The sequence below is a fragment of the Pedobacter sp. PF22-3 genome (assembly GCF_026239555.1).
Lineage (GTDB): Bacteria > Bacteroidota > Bacteroidia > Sphingobacteriales > Sphingobacteriaceae > Pedobacter.
This window is the reverse complement of the sequence record NZ_JAPIVP010000006.1, coordinates 126,939-145,775: the sequence shown is the minus strand read 5'-3', so window position 1 is coordinate 145,775 and position 18,837 is coordinate 126,939. Positions and strand designations below refer to the sequence as shown.

Below are 18,837 nucleotides of genomic sequence, written 5' to 3'. Positions count from 1 at the left end.
TTCTATCTAGGGTTTTGTTGCAATTCGGGGTTTAATAGAATGTATTTATCTCCGATAGGATATAAGTAAAGATTACTATTGGGTTGTAAAGTGTAATTAACGCCCTTGAAACTGCGATTCTTTGTTATGGCGAAATCGTTATCCAGATTCAGACGCTTCTGGTCAAACCAGCGCATACCTGTTCCAAAAAACTCCCTTCTTTTCTCTTCAATAACTATTCGAAGTGCATCACTCGCATTTGCTGCAGTTAACGGAACATAATTGGCCGTTGTAAAGCGCTTAATTCTCAAATTATTGACCAAACTCATCGCATCTGTAGTTTTTCCGCTCCTGGCCAGACATTCTGCTTTAATTAGCATCATCTCAGGCACAGTAGGGCCGTTACTGAGCTTGTTAAACTCATTGATCATGTATTTAGTGGATGCCCTTCCGGTGAAAGAAGCGCTAAACTGGCCCCTAAACCGACTCCCAACATCAGTAAAAAGCTTGTAACGTAAGTCTGTTGTTCCCAAAGAAGTCAGTAAATCACTACTTAGAGAAGTAGCAGCATATGCCACGCCTGCAATTTTGGAAAACATGATCTCAGGATTTAACAATCTTACCGGAATAGTTCCAGGGGCATTTTCGTAAGTTTTCAGGTCGAGTAAGCCGCTTTGCAAGGCCAGGGCGCTATCTGCATATAAAGCTGCATTGTTAAAATCGCGCATATTTAAATAGGTCTTGGCAAATATGGCATAGCCCGATACTTTCGCCGGGCGTACATTATACTCTGCAACCGAAGGCAAACGACTTATTGATTTTCTTAAATCACCTAATATCTGTTTATAAACATCCGCAACAGAGGCTCTGTTGAGTTTCGTATACAAATTTGGTGTGGTAAGAAGCGGAACCCCTAAATCAGTTGATGCGGTGGCCGCGTTATATTGTTTGCCGTATGTATTTACCAGCACCAGATAGGTATAAGCCCTGTGTACCAAAGCCTCTGCATAGATCCGCTGCTTTTCCGCTTCCGTTCCGTCCTGAGATGTTAAAACGCCATCCAGAACCTGATTACATACATAAATTGTTTTATACAGCTTATCCCAATCGGCATCGCTTTGGCTATCGGAGGTATATTTTGGCGCCCAGGTATATACATTGCCTAAAATGTCTCCAAGTAAGTTTTGCCTTGTTGGATCTGTGATTTCTATATCATCCCCTGACAGAATCGGATAAGAATAAGTTCCTTCCAGAACATCATTATTATTCATGGTATTCCTGTAATCGGAAGTATATTTTAGTGTCTTGACTGAAAGCTGATCAATCTCCACATATTTTCTGCAGCTTGCCAAAGTAATTGCTAAGGCAAACAATATAATTGAATATCTATTTTTCATGTTGATTAAAGCGTTGCATTAATTCCAAAAACATAACTTGGCGTAGGTGTTACGCTACCAAAATTTCCCGTATTGATAAATTCAGGATCGATACCATCCTTGTTTGCGCGCCAAACAATTCCCAGGTTTCGCACATTTGCCGAAAGCGACAAAGATTTCACAAAGTTGCGGGGCAGGAAGCGCTGCGGAACGATGTAAGCAAGGGAAATTTGCTGTAAACGGATGTTATCGGCATTTCGAACTAATGCATCTGAAAAACGGTAGCGGTTAATGCTGTTAAAGTTTACGCCTGTTATCCCGGGGATAACATCAGGATTGGCTTCATCACCTGGTTTCCTCCAACGATTAGCCAGTTCTCCCTGTCTGCCTAAAACGCCGCCATAGGCGAAATCTGTATCTGTTGGATAATTGGTTACGGCATTTTTTAAGAAAACATGACCAAAATAACCTGTAAACCTTACCCCTAACTCTAACTGCCCGTAGCTGAAGTTATGATTAAAACCGGCCGTATAAGGTGCATATCGCCTGCCTACATAAACCAAATCATCTTTGGTAAACGCATTAGTCAGGTTGGTTGTGTTATTGATAATTTTGTTGTTGCGGTCATAGATCTGCGATTGCCCTTTATTGTCAAGCCCTGCAAAACGGTAAACGTATGTCGCTCCCAAAGGCATTCCCTCTATCGTTGCCGGTGTTCCTGCTATACTACTGGCGTTATTGGCATATCGTTGATCAGTAACCTTATTGGTATTATAGCCAAAATTTAATATGGATTTCCAGCTGAACTTTCCAGCCCTTATAATTTCACCGTTTAAAGTAAATTCATAACCATTGCCACTTAAAGTTCCACTGTTGAAATTTAGGGTCGACCATCCGTATGTCGGGTTGTAGTCAAAGGATGCTAAAATCCCTCTTGTTCTTTTGGTATATACATCAAAAGTTCCATTTAATCTGCCCTTAAAAAATCCAAAATCAATTCCCAGGTTGGCCATTTTTGTGGTTTCCCAACCCAGATCAGAATTGGCTGGAAGCTGGATATTGGCTACTGGCTGGTTGGTTCTGCCATCAGTCCCCGTTATGTTTATCAGCGGTACATTTGTGCCAGTTAGAGGTGCAACACCAGCCGTACCCAACGTTGCTCGAACGCTAAACGCATTCAGCCACTCTAAATTCTGTAAAAATTCTTCTTTGTTCGCATTCCACCTCAAACCAACTGACCAAAATGGTACGGCTCTTTTGCGCCTGTCAAGTCCCAATGCCGTAGCATCGTCAAACCTTAAACTACCTGTAACAAAATATTTTTCCTGGAAGCTGTATGAAGCATTACCGTAATAAGATAAATACCTTTTACGATAAGCAATCAAATTGCTTAAATTGGTACCTAACGATTGGCTATAACCATCGAAGGTTGGATACTGCTGCGTAGGGTTAATGGTTGCAATAGTACGCGTTTCTGCATTAAACCCATATCTGGTTTCAGATGTATTCTCCGAATTGGTTTCTCTGATTTCGGCACCAGCGATGGCATTAAACTGGTGCTTACCAGCGATAGTGAAATCTGAATTTAACTGTCCACGCAATGACATTTCTGATGAAGTACTTCCATAAGTGATGTAACGCCCACCGTAGACAGGTGCATCTGAGGGTGAGGCTTTTCCGTTAACTAATGGTGTAAATGTATTGACTAATATCCTGCCTGCATAACTATTTAAATCATCAAGTGTGTACAAGCTACCGAACTGGCGTTGATTGGATATGGAAACATCAGCATTCAACCATTTCGCAATTTTGCCATTTAAACCTGCACTCATTCTCAATACATTATTTTTATTGATAGAATTTGAATAATTTAACTCATCTAATGTATTGTAAGTAAAGGGTAAATAACCTTGCCCCACCATTTGATTTGCAAAAGCATCGGTAATGATAACATTTCTGCCGATACTATTGCCATTTGCATCCTGCAATAAATCATAAGGGCGTAATGCTGTAGTACTTATTGATAGCGCATTTACTGCTGCTGCATTGTATTGCGATTTAGAATACTGGTAGTTAAACAATGCCCTCAAGGTTACTTTTTTGTTAAAAAGATCGGTTGAGGTATTGGCATTTACAAAGGCATTTTCACCATAATTGCTTTTAAAAACCGGTACATCTTTAGTATAGTTTCCGGATATGTAGTAGGTACTAGCCTCCGATCCGCCTGAATAAGAAAGATTATACTGATGGTTAACTGCATTTTGCAATAATTTATCCTCAATCTGTTTCATACCATCTCTTGATGCAATTTCGGCCAATGCAGCATCGCGCTGTGCCACAGTCGCTGTACCCCGTTTAACCCTGAACATCCACTCCGTGGCTTCACTATTGTTAGGTGTGTAGATCGCATTGCTCGGATCTGTTGCGATTGTTGCAACGGGATCTACAAGTATTCCTTTATCCACCATTTCCTGCTCTAAATCAATATATTGCGCACTGTTCATCCAATGCAAATCAGCGATGGAAGGATTTTTTGATATGCCGAAAATATAACCAACATTCAAGGAAGGGGCAATCTTTTTTCCTTTCTTAGTTTCTATAACAATTACCCCATTTGCTGCTCTCGAGCCCCAAATAGAGGTAGCGGATGCATCTTTAAGAAAAGTAATCTGCTCAATATCAGCCATATTGATATTACTAATAACTGAATTACCAAATGCATTACCACTTACGGGTGAGGTTAAGGTTGCACGGTCACTAGGATTCATTAAAGGAAACCCATCAAGAACAATTAAAGGAATTCCATTGCCTCCTCCATAATTATTTACCCCTCTAATTTGTACGCTATTGCCTGCGATATCGAACTTCACGCCAGCTACCTGCCCTTCCAGGCGTTCCAGAATGTTTATCGCAGGGTTAGCTGCCAGTTCTTTACCGGTGATAACTGTATAAGCACCCGCGGCACGCTCCTTGCTTATTTTTTGATAGCCGTTTGAAACCACAGATACTTCTTCCAGCGAAGCTGAAGACTGTCTGAGTGTGATATAATAACTAATCGTTTTCCGGTCAACGAAGATCTCCTCGCCCTTAAAGCCCAGATAGCTAATTTGCAGCACATAACCATTGGCAGGCACATCATTAATCACCAAATCTCCGTTTTTGTCGGTGGTGTACATCTTATTGATCGTTTTGTTATAAACGTTCGCTCCCGGAAGTGGTCTGCCTGAAGAATCCCTTACCGAAACCTTTACATCAACCGCCTTAATAACATCAACCAGTTTATCAGTCACACTTTTTTCTTTAATTACAATGGTTTTACCATCCAGCGTAAAAGTAAGGGCCTGGTTATTCAATGATTTTTGAATAGCCTCGAATACACTAACCTGATTTACGTTGATGGAAACAGGTTTAGCATCCAGAATAATATTGAGGTCATAAATAATGTCGTAACCACTCTGTTTACGAATTTCTTTCAGTATACGTTCCAATGGTGCATTTTTTTCAGCAATAGAAACTTTTTGTGCCATTGTTGATGCACTGATTTGCATCAACGTTAAAATAAGAATCGCAGCAGTTAATCGCATAACGAGTAGCAGTTTTCGGAACTGCTGGTTAAGCAATCCGAGTGAAGTAAAATTTTTATACATTTGTTTGTTTGGTTATTGCATTTGGCCCGGGCTTCGAAATCAGGACCTTATGCGATTATTAGTTGATTAATTCTTGTCGACTACCAATTATCCAGGAGTGCCGCCAAGCACTTCTGGTTTTTTTTGGAATCGTTTTTAATTTATTTAGAAACGATTACCCTCCTTCCTTCAAGTTTAAAGTGTACTTTTCCTGTTAATTGAATATGGTTGAGTACTTCTGAAATATTGGTGCCTCTCGACATCCAACCGCCCAGCATTAAATTTTCTGGAGCAGTTCCTTCATAAACTATTTCTACATCATACCATCTGGCTACCTTTCTCATAGCGCTACGTAAATCTTCCCTAAATACAAATTCTCCATTTTTCCAGGCAACCGCCATTTCAGTATCTGCCTCTTGTACCTGTATGTTTTGATTACTCAGCTTCGCCAGTTGACCTGGTTTAAGCAATCTTGTTTTATTATCATTTAAAGCAACACTTACGCTTCCTTTTAATAAAGTAGTATTAATAAAAGGCTCATCAGCATAGGCATTGATATTGAAATGCGTTCCCAGCACCTCTACTTTTTCTGATTGTGTTTGGTTTTTAACTACCAATACGGAGAATGGTACTCTTCCGTTTGGCCCCTCCATCTGCGCAACCTCAAAATACCCCTCACCTGTTAAGGTCACGCTTCTTCCACTTGTAGCAAAAGCCGTTGGATATTTTAAAGATGACCCTGAATTGAGCCAAACTTTCGATCCATCAGGCAAAATAACCGCGTATTGCCCGCCAACAGGCGTGGTTATGGTATTAAACCCAATACTTTTACCCTTTGTATTTAAGGCTTTATAAACCAAAGTTCCATCAGCAGATTTGGTAATTTCAATGCCAGCTTCGGTGGCAATTTTTCCAACAGCATCTTTATTTAAATCGATCACCCTACCATCAGATAAAGTTAATATGGCCTTATCAGTACCAGCAGGTAGGTCATATTTTTTTGCGATCACAAACCGATCTGGAGTGGTATCGTTATTTTTAAGCATCAGGTAACCTATGCCGGCTATCAATAATAGGCTTGCGGCAATTCCTATTGAAATTATTCTTTTATATGACCTGTTCAGCTTTTGAACTTTAGGTAATTCCGCTTCCTTTTGTGAAACATCAGAAAGGATTTTATTCCAGATTTTTGCTTCTAATTTTTCATATTCCATTGGCGGATCAACCGATTTATTTTCTTCAGCTTTCAACAAATACCAGGTTTCGAGCCGGGCATTTTGTTTTGAAGTAAGTTTATTATCAAGATAGTCTCTGATAAATTCACTTATCATTTGTTTGTTCATGTTTTTTATAGGAAGTATAATAGTATGACAGGCAACTCAGATCAATGTTGTATTCAACATTAAAAAAAAGTTACTTTTTTATTAAATTATTGGTAAAAGCGCTATAATGCGATAAAAAAGGAAGGTAAATGATTACCAAATTTGGTCCGCAGCGTAGATATAGCTTTATTCATCTGCGTTTTAACAGTGAGTTCAGAAATATCCATAACGCCTGCAATTTCTTTGTAAGAAAGATTTTGTTTTCGCTTTAATTCAAAAACCTCCCGCATTCTGGGAGGAAGTTTTTCAATTTCCTCTTCAATAAGTTTGGCTAAAATACGTTCTCTGATGAGGTGGTCGGTAATTTCCTGTGCCTGGTCTAAAAATTGACCAAGATCTGTCAGGTAAGCATGATGCACCTGGTTTTTACTGAAAAAATTCAGAATCGCATTCCTGGTAGAAGTATAAAGATAGGCACCAATTGAAGTATCAGCAGGCAGTTGAGGTGCTTTCTGCCATAATCTGGTAAATACCTCCTGAACCACATCTTCACTTTCGTTCTCTTCTTTGAGCATTCGAAAGGCATGTTTGTACAGCAATGGCCAGTATCTGCTATAAATTTCTGAAAAGGCCTTATTATCCCGGGCTATTAATAGCGAAAGTAATTTTTCGTCAGCATATGTGGCGTAGTCCTGGTCCATTGATAAGTAAAAATAGAACTTATTTACGGTAAATAGAAATGAGGAACACAACTGATTACGCTATAATTATGGCTTGATCATTTTGAACATTAAGGATGAGGATAGAAAAAGCTGAAAACCGCGAGGTATTGGTTCTGGCTGCTCTTCTTTATATAACATGCAAAATCAAGATCACCTTAATCAGACCATTTCGGGAAAAACTTAATAGACTGCAAAAAATTAAAATGAGTCATTTACCTATTTTAATTGCAAATAAAAAAGGGATGATTTATAAAAATCATCCCTTTTAAGTGCACTTGTAGGGATTCGAACCCCAAACCTTCTCATCCGTAGTGAGATGCTCTATCCAATTGAGCTACAAATGCGTTTCCGTATCGTTAACGGACTGCAAAGGTATAATTTGATATTTTAATTTCCAACTAATTTTTAAAAAAATCTCAAAATAATTCTTCGCAGATTTTACCCTAAGCCTTTAAAACATCATTAATTGCTTTGAAATCAGGCAAATCCTTTGCATTTTCCAAAACTTCCGCATAAGCAATTTTTCCTTCTTCATCGATCACAAAAGCTGCTCTTTTAGAAACACCTTTTAATCCGAAGAAAAATTCATCATAAAAAGCACCATATGCTGCCGATACTTCTTTGTTAAAATCAGATAATAACGGGAACTGGTAACTTTGCTCTTCTTTAAATTTGCCCAGAGAGAAAGGAGAATCTACAGAAATACCGATTACCTGCGCTTCTATTCCTTCGTAATAACTGAAATTATCACGCATGGTACATAATTGCTCGGTACATGTTCCGGTAAAAGCCATCGGAAAAAAGTGAATAATTACTTTTTTGCCTTTAAAGCCAGAAAGCGAAACTTCTGTCAAATCAGAACTATATAATTTAAAATCAGGGGCGGTATCGCCAACTTGTAATGCCATTTGTACTTTTTTTTAGGTTAAATATATTTAATTGGTTCAATTGTTCATTAAACATTTGTTCATTCGTGTTACATCAGCCTAATGAACCAATGACAAATGAACTAATTTGCTTTATCCATTTGCTGTTCCAAAATTAACAATCCTTCCTCAAAAGAATGCGGATTATATCCTAAATCTTTAATGGCCTTATCCAGCACAAATCCTGTTTTTACAGGCCGTTTAGCCGTTTGGTTTAAACTGGACGAACTGATTTCGTTAATAAAGGAATGATCCAGTTTCCAATAATCTGCAACTTTTCTCACTAAATCCACAATGCTCATGTAATCTTTACCTGATATGTGATAAATCCCCCCTGCACCTTGCTCAACAGCCAACAAACAGGCCTCGGCAAGGTCTTCTGCCAGGGTTGGCATGCGCCACTGATCATTCACTACATTTATGGGTGATGCTTTTTCTAATGCCTCCTTAGCCCACAGCACAATATTGCTCCGGCTCATGTCATTGCTAATGCCATACACCAGTATGGTTCTTAAAATAGCATAACTTGCTTTTGATTTTTTGATCAGCGCTTCAGCCATCACTTTCGATTCGCCATAATAACTTACTGGGCTAACAGGATCTTCCTCCTTATAAGGCCCGTTCAGTCCATCAAAAACAAAATCGGTACTCAAATAGATCAATTGAATATTTTTTTCTTCGCATATATACAACAGGGTTGCGACTGCATCAACATTTAACCGACGGCAAAGCGTCTTATTGGCCTCGCAGGCATCTACATTCGTCATTGCAGCGGTGTGGATAACCGCGTCAGGGCGATATTTTTCGATAACCGCTTTTACCTGTTCAGGATTTAAGATATCCATTTCAGCATATAAATATCCCTCCTTAACAGGATAGCGGTTCTGGCCTTTGGAGGTAGCAATCAGCTCTACCCGCCCTTCGTCCAACACTTTCTCTGTTATTTTCTGACCCAAAAGCCCGTTGCTACCGGTTACCAGTATTCGTTTCATCCTTTATATTTAAATTATTATTTGTCTCTTACGACGAATTACAATAGGTTTACGACAAAATTTCTAACCAATCAATTCGAGAACCAAATATAATGATGAAACCCATTTTAACTTCGCTATTATTTCTGTTTAGTTTGAAAGCCATTGCCCAGGATTCAACATTTACCAAACCTGAAATCAAACAAAACAGTATTTACGCCGAACTCCTCGGAAATGGCGGCATATATTCCATCAATTACGACAGGATATTTCAATTAAGTAACCAGGTAAAGATTGTACCCAGAATTGGCTTTTCAACGCTCAATGATGTATTGATTTTTCCACTGGAGGCAAACCTGCTCCTGAGCAGGAGCAGGCTGTCTAAAAATTTCTTCGAAACAGGTATTGGTTTAACCATATTAAAACCGTTAAGTGGCTTTTCAGGACAGCTACTTACCATTAACGGATATGATTATCATTTTGATAACAGAGCCGTTAATACTCCATTGATGATAAGGGCTGGTTTTAGACATCAAAAACCAACAGGAGGATTGATGTACAGAACTGGTGTACTTTTAATAACAGGGGATGAAACCCTGTTGACCATCGGAATTGGATTGGGTTATACTTTTTAAATGTGAATGATTTAAAACGGACGGTTTTTGAGCGAATTTAACGTCAAAATTTGATCAGATTTCGTGTGTTAAAAAATTTTGTAATATATATTTAAAATTCAGCAAGAATAACTTAACTTTGCCAACCGAATTGGAGCCCCTATAAACAGCTTTAATTCATTGACTGTAATAAATTTACTCACAACAGATATGCCTAACTTAGGAAAAATAGCACAAATTATCGGCCCTGTGGTTGACGTTAGCTTTGCTGATGATGCCCATCTACCTAAAATTTTTGATGCGTTAGAGATAACGAAAGAAAATGGACAAAAAATCGTTTTAGAAGTTCAACAGCACTTAGGTGAAGACCGTGTACGTGCTATTTCGATGGACTCAACCGATGGTTTGGTTCGTGGTATGCAAGTAGTTGATACTGGCGCTGCGATTAAAATGCCAGTTGGCGACCAGATTAAAGGTCGTTTATTTAATGTAGTTGGAGAAGCGATCGATGGTATCAACACAGTTGATAAAACAGACGGTCGTCCTATCCATGCAACTCCTCCTAAGTTCGAAGATTTATCTACTGAAACTGAGGTGCTTTTTACAGGTATCAAAGTAATCGATTTATTAGAGCCTTATGCTAAAGGTGGTAAAATCGGTTTGTTTGGTGGTGCTGGTGTAGGTAAAACGGTATTGATTATGGAATTGGTTAACAACATCGCTAAAGCTTATGCTGGTTTATCAGTATTCGCAGGTGTTGGTGAGCGTACCCGTGAAGGTAACGATTTACTTCGTGAGTTTATTGAATCAGGCGTAATCAACTATGGTGACGAATTCTTACACTCAATGGAAAAAGGTGGATGGGATTTGAAAGCTGTTGATACTGAAAAATTAAAAGAATCTAAAGCAACATTGGTTTTCGGTCAGATGAACGAGCCTCCTGGTGCACGTGCACGTGTAGCATTATCAGGATTAACTGTTGCAGAATATTTCCGTGATGGTGATGGCGAAGGCGCTGGAAAAGATATCCTTTTCTTCGTTGATAACATCTTCCGTTTTACTCAGGCAGGTTCTGAGGTATCGGCTTTATTGGGTCGTATGCCATCAGCGGTAGGTTACCAACCAACATTGGCAACTGAGATGGGTTTAATGCAAGAGCGTATTACCTCAACAAAACGTGGATCAATTACATCAGTACAAGCGGTATATGTACCTGCGGATGATTTAACTGACCCGGCTCCGGCAACTACATTTGCCCACTTAGATGCAACTACAGTACTTTCGCGTAAAATTGCCGAGTTAGGTATTTACCCAGCAGTAGATCCGTTGGATTCTACTTCACGTATCCTTTCTCCAGCGGTTTTAGGTGATGAGCACTACAACACTGCACAACGTGTTAAAGAAACTTTACAACGTTATAAAGAATTACAGGATATCATCGCAATCTTAGGTATGGACGAATTATCTGAAGAAGATAAATTAGTAGTATCAAGAGCACGTCGCGTTCAACGTTTCTTATCTCAACCTTTCCACGTAGCTGAGCAGTTTACAGGCTTAAAAGGTGTACTGGTTGACATTAAAGATACCATTAAAGGTTTTAACATGATCATGGACGGTGAAGTTGATGAGTACCCTGAAGCTGCATTTAACTTGGTTGGTAGCATCGAAGATGCAATCGAAAAAGGTAAAAAATTATTAGCAGAAGCGAACTAAGAAACGCGCTAAGCGTTAGATGCTAAGCGTTTTTTAAACGCCCCACGCTCTACGCGCTACGCCAAACTAAAAAAAAATGAATTTAGAAATATTAACTCCAGATAAAAAAGTTTTTGAAGGCGAAGTAACTGCAGTTACAGTTCCTGGTACCTTAGGCTCTTTTCAAATTTTAAAAGATCACGCGGCTATCATCTCAACTTTAGAAGACGGAGAAGTTATTATTAAAGCAAACAAAGCCGATGAGCAGCGCTTTTTTATCAAAGGCGGCGTAGTTGAGGCTATCCACAATAAAATTGTGGTTTTAGCCGAAGGTATCGCTTAATCTGATTCGTTATGCTAAATAGAAGCCTCCTGATTTAAAAATCAGGAGGCTTTTTGTTGTTTAAGACCCCTCCTTCCAATAAGTCTGAAAGTAAAAAAGCCAATCTTAAAGATGATTATTTTCACGACTCCGGCTGCTGCTGGTAAATGATGTAACGATTTTCCAACTAAATGTTAAATACCTATAATCCCCCGTTGCTTTCCCAGGCTATAACTACAATTTTTCTTTATCATTTCATCGCCAAAAAACCTTGAAAATTTTCAATTTTTAAAGTCTGTTAGCCTATTTTAGGCAGAAAACCAGAAAATTTATAATGCTAGCATAACAAACATACTATATACCGTTTTGATATCTGGTCTACAACTATCAACATTAAATAACTAATTCAACCCCATTAAAGAATAATATTCCAAATAAACAATAAATTAAAGAATAATATTCCGAATTAACTTTTTTCTGATTTCTCTTGCATATTAATGAACCAAAAACTAAATTGGTTTTATAAACAATAAGATAATCATGACGATTGAAAATCACACCTTTAACCTAAAAGCCTTGGCCGCAACAGTTGTTAGCGTAGTGTTGTTTCCTGTCATTTTACTTAACCTCCTACTCCTAAATATTTTAGGCAAGAAGCGGACGCAGTTTAAATAGATTTTAAAAAACTAAATATACTTAAAGCGTCCCGATACAAACGGGACGCTTTTTTTAAATAACAAAACACAGTATTATAAACTTTCAAGGATTAAATAAAATGCATACATATTTAATCACGGCAAGCGCCACCTGACTGATGAAATACTATAAAATAAACAGATGAAATACTATAATTCTAATACGATTATTTACCTTGATGGGCAGTTTGAAAAGGCTGTAAACAGTAGTACCGATCTTTACGGACAATCGCTGCATTACGGTTACGCTGCTTTCGAGGGTATTAGAGCCTATAAAACGCACAACGGTAACCGCATTTTCAAAGCTGCAGCCCATTTCGACCGCCTGGAGCGTTCCTGCCAGTTGGCAAATATTCCTTTCCCGTGGGATAAACAGGAGTTAATTGCTGCAACCTATAAACTGCTTCAGCTAAACAAGCTGAAAGATGCTTATATCCGCCCCTTGGTGTTTTGCCACCCTAACATGAAATTAAATGAACCAAGTGGGGTTTCGATCTTAATATGCGCTTGGGAATGGGATGCCTATTCAGGTAACAAATTGTTAAAATTAACCGTTTCTGATTACGAAAGACCAAATCCAAAATCGGTTCCGATGGAAGCGAAATTGAGCGGAAACTATGTTAATTCTATTTTAGCTACTACAGCGGCAAATATTAAAGGTTACGATGAAGCTTTACTTTTAGATATGCATGGCTTTGTTGCAGAAGCCTCTGGAGCAAATATTTTCCTGGAGAAAGATGGCAAATTATACACCCCATCACTAGGCAATATTTTACCTGGTATTACCAGAGCAACAGTTAAAGAACTTTGCAATGTTTTGGATATAGAATGTATCGAGAAAAAACTAACCATAGAAGACCTTAAAAATGCCGACGGTGCTTTTTTATGTGGAACAGCAACCGAAATAGCAGGCATTGCCTCTATTGATGATATTGTTTATCGTCCGTTATGGAGAGAATCTATTGGTTATACCATACAGCGCGCCTACAAAAACCTGGTGCTTGAAAAAGTAAATTACGAAGTGATTATATAGTTAGAAGTCGGTAAGTCAGGAGTTCGAAGTCAAAAATAAAGAAATACAGTAAAATAGTTCTTTGCATTTTTAAAGAAGTTAGTATGTTTGTAGTTCAGTCGAAGACATGAATACAAATACAAACATCATTAGCAACCTAATTATTGTCATTTCTAAAAAAAGAGGTGGAAATCGTTGCGTATAATATAAAATATACTCTTATCGAAACCGCCTCCTAAAAGAGGCGGTTTTTTTTTGCCTCAATATATTATAACTAACAGAACCAGAATATACATTTTAAACAATGAGCGAATTAAACAAGTACAGTAAAACATTTACACAAGATCCAACACAACCGGCTGCTCAGGCTATGCTTTACGGAATCGGTTTAACCGATGCTGATATGGCTAAGGCACAGGTAGGTATCGCCAGTATGGGCTACGATGGTAACACCTGCAACATGCACTTAAACGACCTTGCGAAAGACGTCAAAGCAGGGGTCTGGAAAAATGATTTAGTGGGCTTGGTTTTTAACACCATTGGTGTAAGTGATGGGATGAGCAACGGTACAGATGGTATGCGTTACTCATTGGTTAGCCGCGATGTAATTGCAGATAGTATTGAAACCATTTGCGGCGGACAATATTATGATGGCATCATTTCTATACCTGGCTGTGATAAAAATATGCCGGGTGCAATTATGGCCATGGCACGTTTAGACCGTCCTTCCATTATGGTTTATGGCGGTACAATTGCTCCAGGCCATTACAAAGGAGAAGAATTGAATATTGTTTCGGCTTTCGAGGCATTAGGGCAAAAAATCTGTGGTAATCTTTCCGATGAAGATTACCAAGGTATCATTAAACATACCTGCCCAGGTGCAGGTGCATGTGGGGGGATGTATACCGCCAATACCATGGCATCAGCCATTGAGGCTTTGGGTATGAGCTTGCCTTATTCATCTTCAAATCCAGCCATAAGCCCGGAGAAAAAACAGGAATGTTTAGATGCAGGTAAATACATCAAAATCTTGTTGGAAAAAGATATTAAGCCATCAGATATCATGACGCGAAAAGCATTCGAAAATGCCATTCGTTCAATCATTATATTAGGTGGAAGTACAAATGCCGTATTGCACTTTATTGCAATGGGTAAAGCTATAGGAGTAGAAATTACACAGGATGATTTCCAACGCATGAGCGATGTAACACCAGTACTTGCCGATTTTAAACCTAGCGGAAAATACCTGATGCAGGATTTACACCAATATGGCGGTATCCCTGCTGTACTAAAATATTTATTAAATGAAGGCTTGTTGCATGGCGATTGCTTAACCGTAACCGGAAAAACTATGGCTGAGAATTTAGCTGATGTGAAATCGATTATGGATTACGATCAGAAAATTGTTCAAAAATTAAGCGAACCTATAAAAGCAACTGGTCACTTACAGATTCTTTACGGAAACCTTGCCGAAAAAGGTTCTGTAGCCAAAATCAGTGGAAAAGAAGGTGAAAAATTTGAAGGTCCGGCACGTGTATTTGATGGTGAACACGATTTAATCGCCGGCATTTCGAGTGGCCGCGTTCAACCTGGCGACGTTATCGTAATTAAAAACTCAGGTCCGGTTGGTGCACCTGGTATGCCTGAAATGTTGAAACCAACTTCAGCTATTATCGGTGCTGGCTTAGGTAAATCGGTCGCTTTAATTACCGATGGCCGTTTTTCTGGTGGTACACACGGTTTCGTTGTTGGTCACATTACACCTGAATCTTACAAAGGTGGCTTAATCGGCCTGGTTGAAGATGAAGACCGGATTTTGATTGATGCTGTAAATAACATCATCAACCTTCAAGTTAGTGATGAGGTAATTGCTGAACGTAGGAAAAAATATGTACAACCAGCATTAAAAGTAACAAAAGGTGTTTTATATAAATACGCTAAAACAGTTTCAGACGCAGCAAGTGGTTGCGTAACTGACGAATATTAAAATCAAAAAATCATCCCTGGATTAATTGATTACTAAAAAACAGATTATGCAAATAATTAAAAGTATTCAGAATAGGATTTATGAAATCCGGGGAGAAAGGGTAATGCTGGATTTTGATCTGGCATTACTTTATGAAGTTGAAACCAGAGTATTAAATCAAGCGGTAAAGCGCAATATTAAGCGTTTTCCAGATGATTTTATGTTTCAGTTAACTTCTGCAGAGTTTGAAAGTATAAAATTTCAAATAGAAGCGATTAATGAGGGTGCTTCTTCACAAATTGTGATAAAGGACCGCCCCAACTTGAAGTCACAATTTGTGACTTCAAGTTGGGGCGGCACCAGAAAGCTGCCGTACGCTTTTACCGAGCAGGGTGTAGCCATGTTAAGCGGCGTTGTAAATAGCGATAAAGCCATTAACATGAATATTGCCATTATGCGGGCTTTTGTTGATGTGCGCAAAATATTGCTGAAACAAGGCAACATTAACGAACAATTAACCGAGATTAAAGAACGGATTGGTGAACATGATGTTCAGCTCAACGAACTTTATGATGCCATGGAAAACCTAATTGACGAGAAAATTGCTCAGATAAAGTGGAAAGACAGAGAAAGAATAGGGTTTAAAATTAAAGAATAATAGAACCGCAAAAACATAACTATGGAAACTGCACAAGAAACAATACAACAAACCGGGGCGAAAGCAGAAACCTCAAAAACCTTATTTAAAGGTACAGGCTCTCAAGTGTTGTTGAATGGACTAATTGAAGAAGGTGTTACCACCATTTTCGGTTATCCGGGAGGAGCAATCATGCCAATTTATGATGCTCTTTATGATTATGCCGATAAATTAGAACATATATTAGTTCGCCATGAGCAAGGTGGTATCCATGCTGCTCAAGGTTTTGCACGTGCAAGCGGCAAAGTGGGTGTTTGTTTCGCAACCAGCGGACCTGGCGCAACCAACCTGGTTACTGGTTTAGCAGATGCACAAATTGATAGTACACCGTTGGTTTGTATTACCGGGCAGGTATTTGCACACCTATTAGGAACGGATGCCTTCCAGGAAACTGATGTTATTAATATTACCACTCCAGTTACCAAATGGAACTACCAGGTTACAGATGCCAAGGAGATCCAGGAAGTATTGGCCAAAGCTTTTTACATTGCTAAAAGTGGCAGACCAGGTCCTGTATTGATCGACATCACCAAAAATGCACAAATACAGCTTGAGGAATTCCCTGAGTATGTAAAATGTAATCACATCCGGAGTTATCGCCCAAAACCAAAAGTTAGGGTTGAATATATTGAGCAAGCTGCCGAACTGATTAATGGCGCTAAAAAACCATTTGTATTGTTTGGTCAGGGTGTTATTTTAGGCAAGGCCGAAAAAGAATTTAAAGCCTTTATCGAAAAAGCAGGTATCCCTGCTGCCTGGACGATCATGGGCGAAGGTGCCATCCCAACAGCTCACCCGCTAAACGTAGGTATGTTGGGTATGCATGGCAATTATGGTCCAAACGTTTTAACAAATGAGGCTGATGTAATTATTGCCATAGGTATGCGTTTCGATGACCGCGTAACCGGACGTTTAGATAAATATGCCAAACAGGCTAAAATCGTTCATTTAGACATTGACCCTGCCGAGATTGATAAAAATGTTAAAGCCGAAGTAGGCGTTTGGGGTGATTGCAAAGAAACTTTACCGCTATTAACCAATCTGGTTAACGAAAACAAACACGAAGAATGGTTAGCAAAATTCAGACAATATAACCAGGAAGAAATAGACCAGGTTATTACACCCGAACTTTACCCTACCAGTGATGAAATGACCATGGGCGAGGTATTGCGTAATATTAATGAAATCTGTGGCGGTGAAGCAGTAATTGTTACCGATGTTGGCCAACACCAGATGGTTGCCTGTCGCTATGCTAAATTTAACAATACCCGCAGCAATATTACTTCTGGTGGTTTAGGAACCATGGGATTTGGTTTACCGGCCGCAATCGGCGCTAAATACGGCGCACCAGATAAAACGGTAATCGCCATTATTGGTGATGGTGGTTTCCAGATGACCCCTCAGGAACTGGGTACCATTATGCAGTTTGGTGCAGCTGTTAAAATCCTGATCCTGAACAACCGTTTTTTAGGTATGGTTCGCCAGTGGCAACAATTATTTCATGATAAACGTTATTCATTTGTTAACATCACCAGCCCTGATTTTGTGGCTTTAGCAAAATCATACTACATCGAGGCAGCCAAAGTTGACGAACGTGCAAACTTAAGACAGGCACTGGAAACCATGATCAATCATGAAGGTTCTTACCTGCTTGAAGTTATGGTTGGCAGAGAAAATAATGTTTTCCCGATGGTGCCACAAGGAATGAGCGTAAGCGAGATCAGGCTAAAGTAAGGTAGAAGGTTAAAGGCCGAAGGTTTAAGGTAAAAAAGAAATTATTATGAGTACTCAAAACACATTAGAACATAAAATAGATAAAGCTGATTTGGAAGGTAAGCAGGAATATACCATTACGGTTTATGCTGAAAACCGCATCGGTTTATTAAACAGGATTGCAATTATTTTCTCGAAGAGGAAAATCAATATCGAAAGCCTTAACACCTCCCCTTCTGAAATTGATGGTATCCACCGTTTCAACATCGTAATTCACGAAAGCTATGAAGTATTACGGAAACTGGCCCGCCAGATTGAGAAGCAGATCGAAGTATTAAAAGTTTACTTTAACACCAACGATGAGATTATTTGGCAAGAACTGGCACTTTACAAGGTTTCTACAGATGAAATCGCAGAAAAAGTAACCGTAGAGCGTCTGTTAAGGCAATATGGTGCCAGCGCAGTAGTAATCCGCAAAGACTATACTGTTTTCGCCGTAACCGGTCACCGTGAAGAAACCGACGCTTTGGTAAAAGCTTTGGAACCTTACGAGCTAATTGAATTTGTAAGATCTGCAAGAGTAGCCATTATTAAAGATAGTGCCGGTTTCCACGAAAAACTAAAGGAATTTGAAGCTTTCGAACCTGGTGAAGAATTGGTAGAAAATGAATTTTTAGAAAAAGGAGAGAAAATCTTTACGATGTAGTATAAAGGTAGAGGGTAGAAAGGTGTAAGGTAAAAAGCATCATGCTTAATGATCACTGCGAAAACCTTGGTGCCCTTTGCAGTTAAAACAACTTTAATATGAAATGCAATAAAACCATACCGATTTTAAGAATATTCGATTATGATAAAGCAATCGAGTTTTATGTAAACTGGCTTGGATTTAAAATAGACTGGGAATACCCCTTGGAAAAGAATTCCCCGGTTTATATCCAGGTTTCATTGAACGGTCTTGAACTTCATTTAAGCGAACACCATGGAGATAGCGCCCCTGGTGCGCACGTTTATGTTGACTGTGTAGGTTTAAAGGAATTCCATACAGAAATAACAGCAAAGAATTACAAATATAATAGACCAGGCTTAGAGGAAACTTTTCATGGAACCTGGGCAGTAACCGTAAACGACCCGTTCTTTAACCAGATTACTTTCAACGAAGAGCGAGGTGAGACTGCAAGCACAGAGACTAAAGACTAAAGAAAAA

The 18,837-nt window shown here is 39.0% G+C and carries 15 protein-coding genes and 1 tRNA gene; 9 read left to right on the top strand and 7 right to left on the bottom strand.

Annotated features, from left to right (window positions below; all coding sequences use genetic code 11):
• Window positions 1-2: 2 nt before the first annotated feature.
• From OQX63_RS10220 to OQX63_RS10190, 7 genes are all read right to left on the bottom strand, one after another.
• Window positions 3-1,376: a RagB/SusD family nutrient uptake outer membrane protein gene (locus tag OQX63_RS10220; protein ID WP_265850771.1), complete on the bottom strand. Its 1,374-nt coding sequence runs from the start codon at window positions 1,374-1,376 to the stop codon at window positions 3-5.
• A 5-nt stretch (window positions 1,377-1,381) separates the two neighbouring features.
• Window positions 1,382-5,002 carry a SusC/RagA family TonB-linked outer membrane protein gene (locus tag OQX63_RS10215; protein ID WP_265850770.1) on the bottom strand — a complete coding sequence of 1,207 codons (3,621 nt, stop codon included), beginning with the start codon at window positions 5,000-5,002 and terminating at the stop codon, window positions 1,382-1,384.
• A gap of 140 nt (window positions 5,003-5,142) precedes the next feature.
• The gene (locus OQX63_RS10210; RefSeq protein ID WP_265850769.1) at window positions 5,143-6,324 is read right to left on the bottom strand and encodes a FecR family protein; all 1,182 of its coding nucleotides are present in this window, start codon (window positions 6,322-6,324) and stop codon (window positions 5,143-5,145) included.
• A 101-nt stretch (window positions 6,325-6,425) separates the two neighbouring features.
• Window positions 6,426-7,004, bottom strand: coding sequence for an RNA polymerase sigma factor (locus tag OQX63_RS10205; protein WP_265850768.1), 579 nt, complete (start codon window positions 7,002-7,004; stop codon window positions 6,426-6,428).
• Between the two features lie 291 nt (window positions 7,005-7,295).
• Window positions 7,296-7,369: transfer RNA gene (locus OQX63_RS10200), tRNA-Arg, on the bottom strand.
• Window positions 7,370-7,468: 99 nt separating this feature from the next.
• Window positions 7,469-7,933 carry a redoxin domain-containing protein gene (locus tag OQX63_RS10195; protein WP_265850767.1) on the bottom strand — a complete coding sequence of 155 codons (465 nt, stop codon included), beginning with the start codon at window positions 7,931-7,933 and terminating at the stop codon, window positions 7,469-7,471.
• A gap of 101 nt (window positions 7,934-8,034) precedes the next feature.
• Window positions 8,035-8,943, bottom strand: coding sequence for an SDR family oxidoreductase (locus OQX63_RS10190; RefSeq protein WP_265850766.1), 909 nt, complete (start codon window positions 8,941-8,943; stop codon window positions 8,035-8,037).
• A 92-nt stretch (window positions 8,944-9,035) separates the two neighbouring features.
• Between OQX63_RS10190 and OQX63_RS10185 the strand changes: the two genes are divergently transcribed.
• The 9 genes from OQX63_RS10185 (at window position 9,036) to OQX63_RS10145 (ending at window position 18,830) form a co-directional block, all read left to right on the top strand.
• Complete coding sequence (locus tag OQX63_RS10185) at window positions 9,036-9,557, top strand: hypothetical protein (RefSeq protein WP_265850765.1); 522 nt, start codon at window positions 9,036-9,038, stop codon at window positions 9,555-9,557.
• 189 nt (window positions 9,558-9,746) lie between these two features.
• Window positions 9,747-11,249 (top strand): F0F1 ATP synthase subunit beta, encoded by a 1,503-nt coding sequence (gene atpD, locus OQX63_RS10180; RefSeq protein WP_090498722.1) that lies wholly within the window; start codon window positions 9,747-9,749, stop codon window positions 11,247-11,249.
• A 76-nt stretch (window positions 11,250-11,325) separates the two neighbouring features.
• Window positions 11,326-11,571 (top strand): ATP synthase F1 subunit epsilon, encoded by a 246-nt coding sequence (gene atpC / locus OQX63_RS10175; protein ID WP_025145830.1) that lies wholly within the window; start codon window positions 11,326-11,328, stop codon window positions 11,569-11,571.
• An 816-nt stretch (window positions 11,572-12,387) separates the two neighbouring features.
• The gene (gene ilvE, locus OQX63_RS10170) at window positions 12,388-13,278 is read left to right on the top strand and encodes a branched-chain-amino-acid transaminase (protein ID WP_265850764.1); all 891 of its coding nucleotides are present in this window, start codon (window positions 12,388-12,390) and stop codon (window positions 13,276-13,278) included.
• 283 nt (window positions 13,279-13,561) lie between these two features.
• Window positions 13,562-15,244 carry a dihydroxy-acid dehydratase gene (gene ilvD / locus OQX63_RS10165; protein WP_265850763.1) on the top strand — a complete coding sequence of 561 codons (1,683 nt, stop codon included), beginning with the start codon at window positions 13,562-13,564 and terminating at the stop codon, window positions 15,242-15,244.
• Between the two features lie 46 nt (window positions 15,245-15,290).
• Window positions 15,291-15,881, top strand: a complete 591-nt coding sequence (locus tag OQX63_RS10160; RefSeq protein WP_265850762.1) for an ORF6N domain-containing protein — start codon at window positions 15,291-15,293, stop codon at window positions 15,879-15,881.
• Window positions 15,882-15,902: 21 nt separating this feature from the next.
• Window positions 15,903-17,654 (top strand): biosynthetic-type acetolactate synthase large subunit, encoded by a 1,752-nt coding sequence (gene ilvB / locus OQX63_RS10155; RefSeq protein ID WP_265850761.1) that lies wholly within the window; start codon window positions 15,903-15,905, stop codon window positions 17,652-17,654.
• Window positions 17,655-17,700: 46 nt separating this feature from the next.
• The gene (gene ilvN, locus OQX63_RS10150; RefSeq protein WP_265850760.1) at window positions 17,701-18,339 is read left to right on the top strand and encodes an acetolactate synthase small subunit; all 639 of its coding nucleotides are present in this window, start codon (window positions 17,701-17,703) and stop codon (window positions 18,337-18,339) included.
• A 98-nt stretch (window positions 18,340-18,437) separates the two neighbouring features.
• A complete protein-coding gene (locus tag OQX63_RS10145; protein WP_265850759.1) occupies window positions 18,438-18,830 on the top strand; it encodes a glyoxalase superfamily protein in 393 nt (130 codons plus the stop codon).
• The last annotated feature ends 7 nt before the right edge of the window (window positions 18,831-18,837 follow it).

Bases quoted from the DNA above. Each gene is read 5' to 3' on its own strand.
- OQX63_RS10215 (WP_265850770.1), bottom strand. From the start codon at position 5,002: ATGTATAAAAATTTTACTTCACTCGGATTGCTTAACCAGCAGTTCCGA.
- OQX63_RS10205 (WP_265850768.1), bottom strand. From the start codon at position 7,004: ATGGACCAGGACTACGCCACATATGCTGACGAAAAATTACTTTCGCTA.
- OQX63_RS10210 (WP_265850769.1), bottom strand. From the start codon at position 6,324: ATGAACAAACAAATGATAAGTGAATTTATCAGAGACTATCTTGATAAT.
- ilvE (WP_265850764.1), top strand. From the start codon at position 12,388: ATGAAATACTATAATTCTAATACGATTATTTACCTTGATGGGCAGTTT.
- ilvN (WP_265850760.1), top strand. From the start codon at position 17,701: ATGAGTACTCAAAACACATTAGAACATAAAATAGATAAAGCTGATTTG.
- ilvB (WP_265850761.1), top strand. From the start codon at position 15,903: ATGGAAACTGCACAAGAAACAATACAACAAACCGGGGCGAAAGCAGAA.
- OQX63_RS10145 (WP_265850759.1), top strand. From the start codon at position 18,438: ATGAAATGCAATAAAACCATACCGATTTTAAGAATATTCGATTATGAT.
- OQX63_RS10220 (WP_265850771.1), bottom strand. From the start codon at position 1,376: ATGAAAAATAGATATTCAATTATATTGTTTGCCTTAGCAATTACTTTG.
- atpD (WP_090498722.1), top strand. From the start codon at position 9,747: ATGCCTAACTTAGGAAAAATAGCACAAATTATCGGCCCTGTGGTTGAC.
- OQX63_RS10195 (WP_265850767.1), bottom strand. From the start codon at position 7,933: ATGGCATTACAAGTTGGCGATACCGCCCCTGATTTTAAATTATATAGT.
- OQX63_RS10160 (WP_265850762.1), top strand. From the start codon at position 15,291: ATGCAAATAATTAAAAGTATTCAGAATAGGATTTATGAAATCCGGGGA.
- OQX63_RS10185 (WP_265850765.1), top strand. From the start codon at position 9,036: ATGATGAAACCCATTTTAACTTCGCTATTATTTCTGTTTAGTTTGAAA.
- OQX63_RS10190 (WP_265850766.1), bottom strand. From the start codon at position 8,943: ATGAAACGAATACTGGTAACCGGTAGCAACGGGCTTTTGGGTCAGAAA.
- ilvD (WP_265850763.1), top strand. From the start codon at position 13,562: ATGAGCGAATTAAACAAGTACAGTAAAACATTTACACAAGATCCAACA.
- atpC (WP_025145830.1), top strand. From the start codon at position 11,326: ATGAATTTAGAAATATTAACTCCAGATAAAAAAGTTTTTGAAGGCGAA.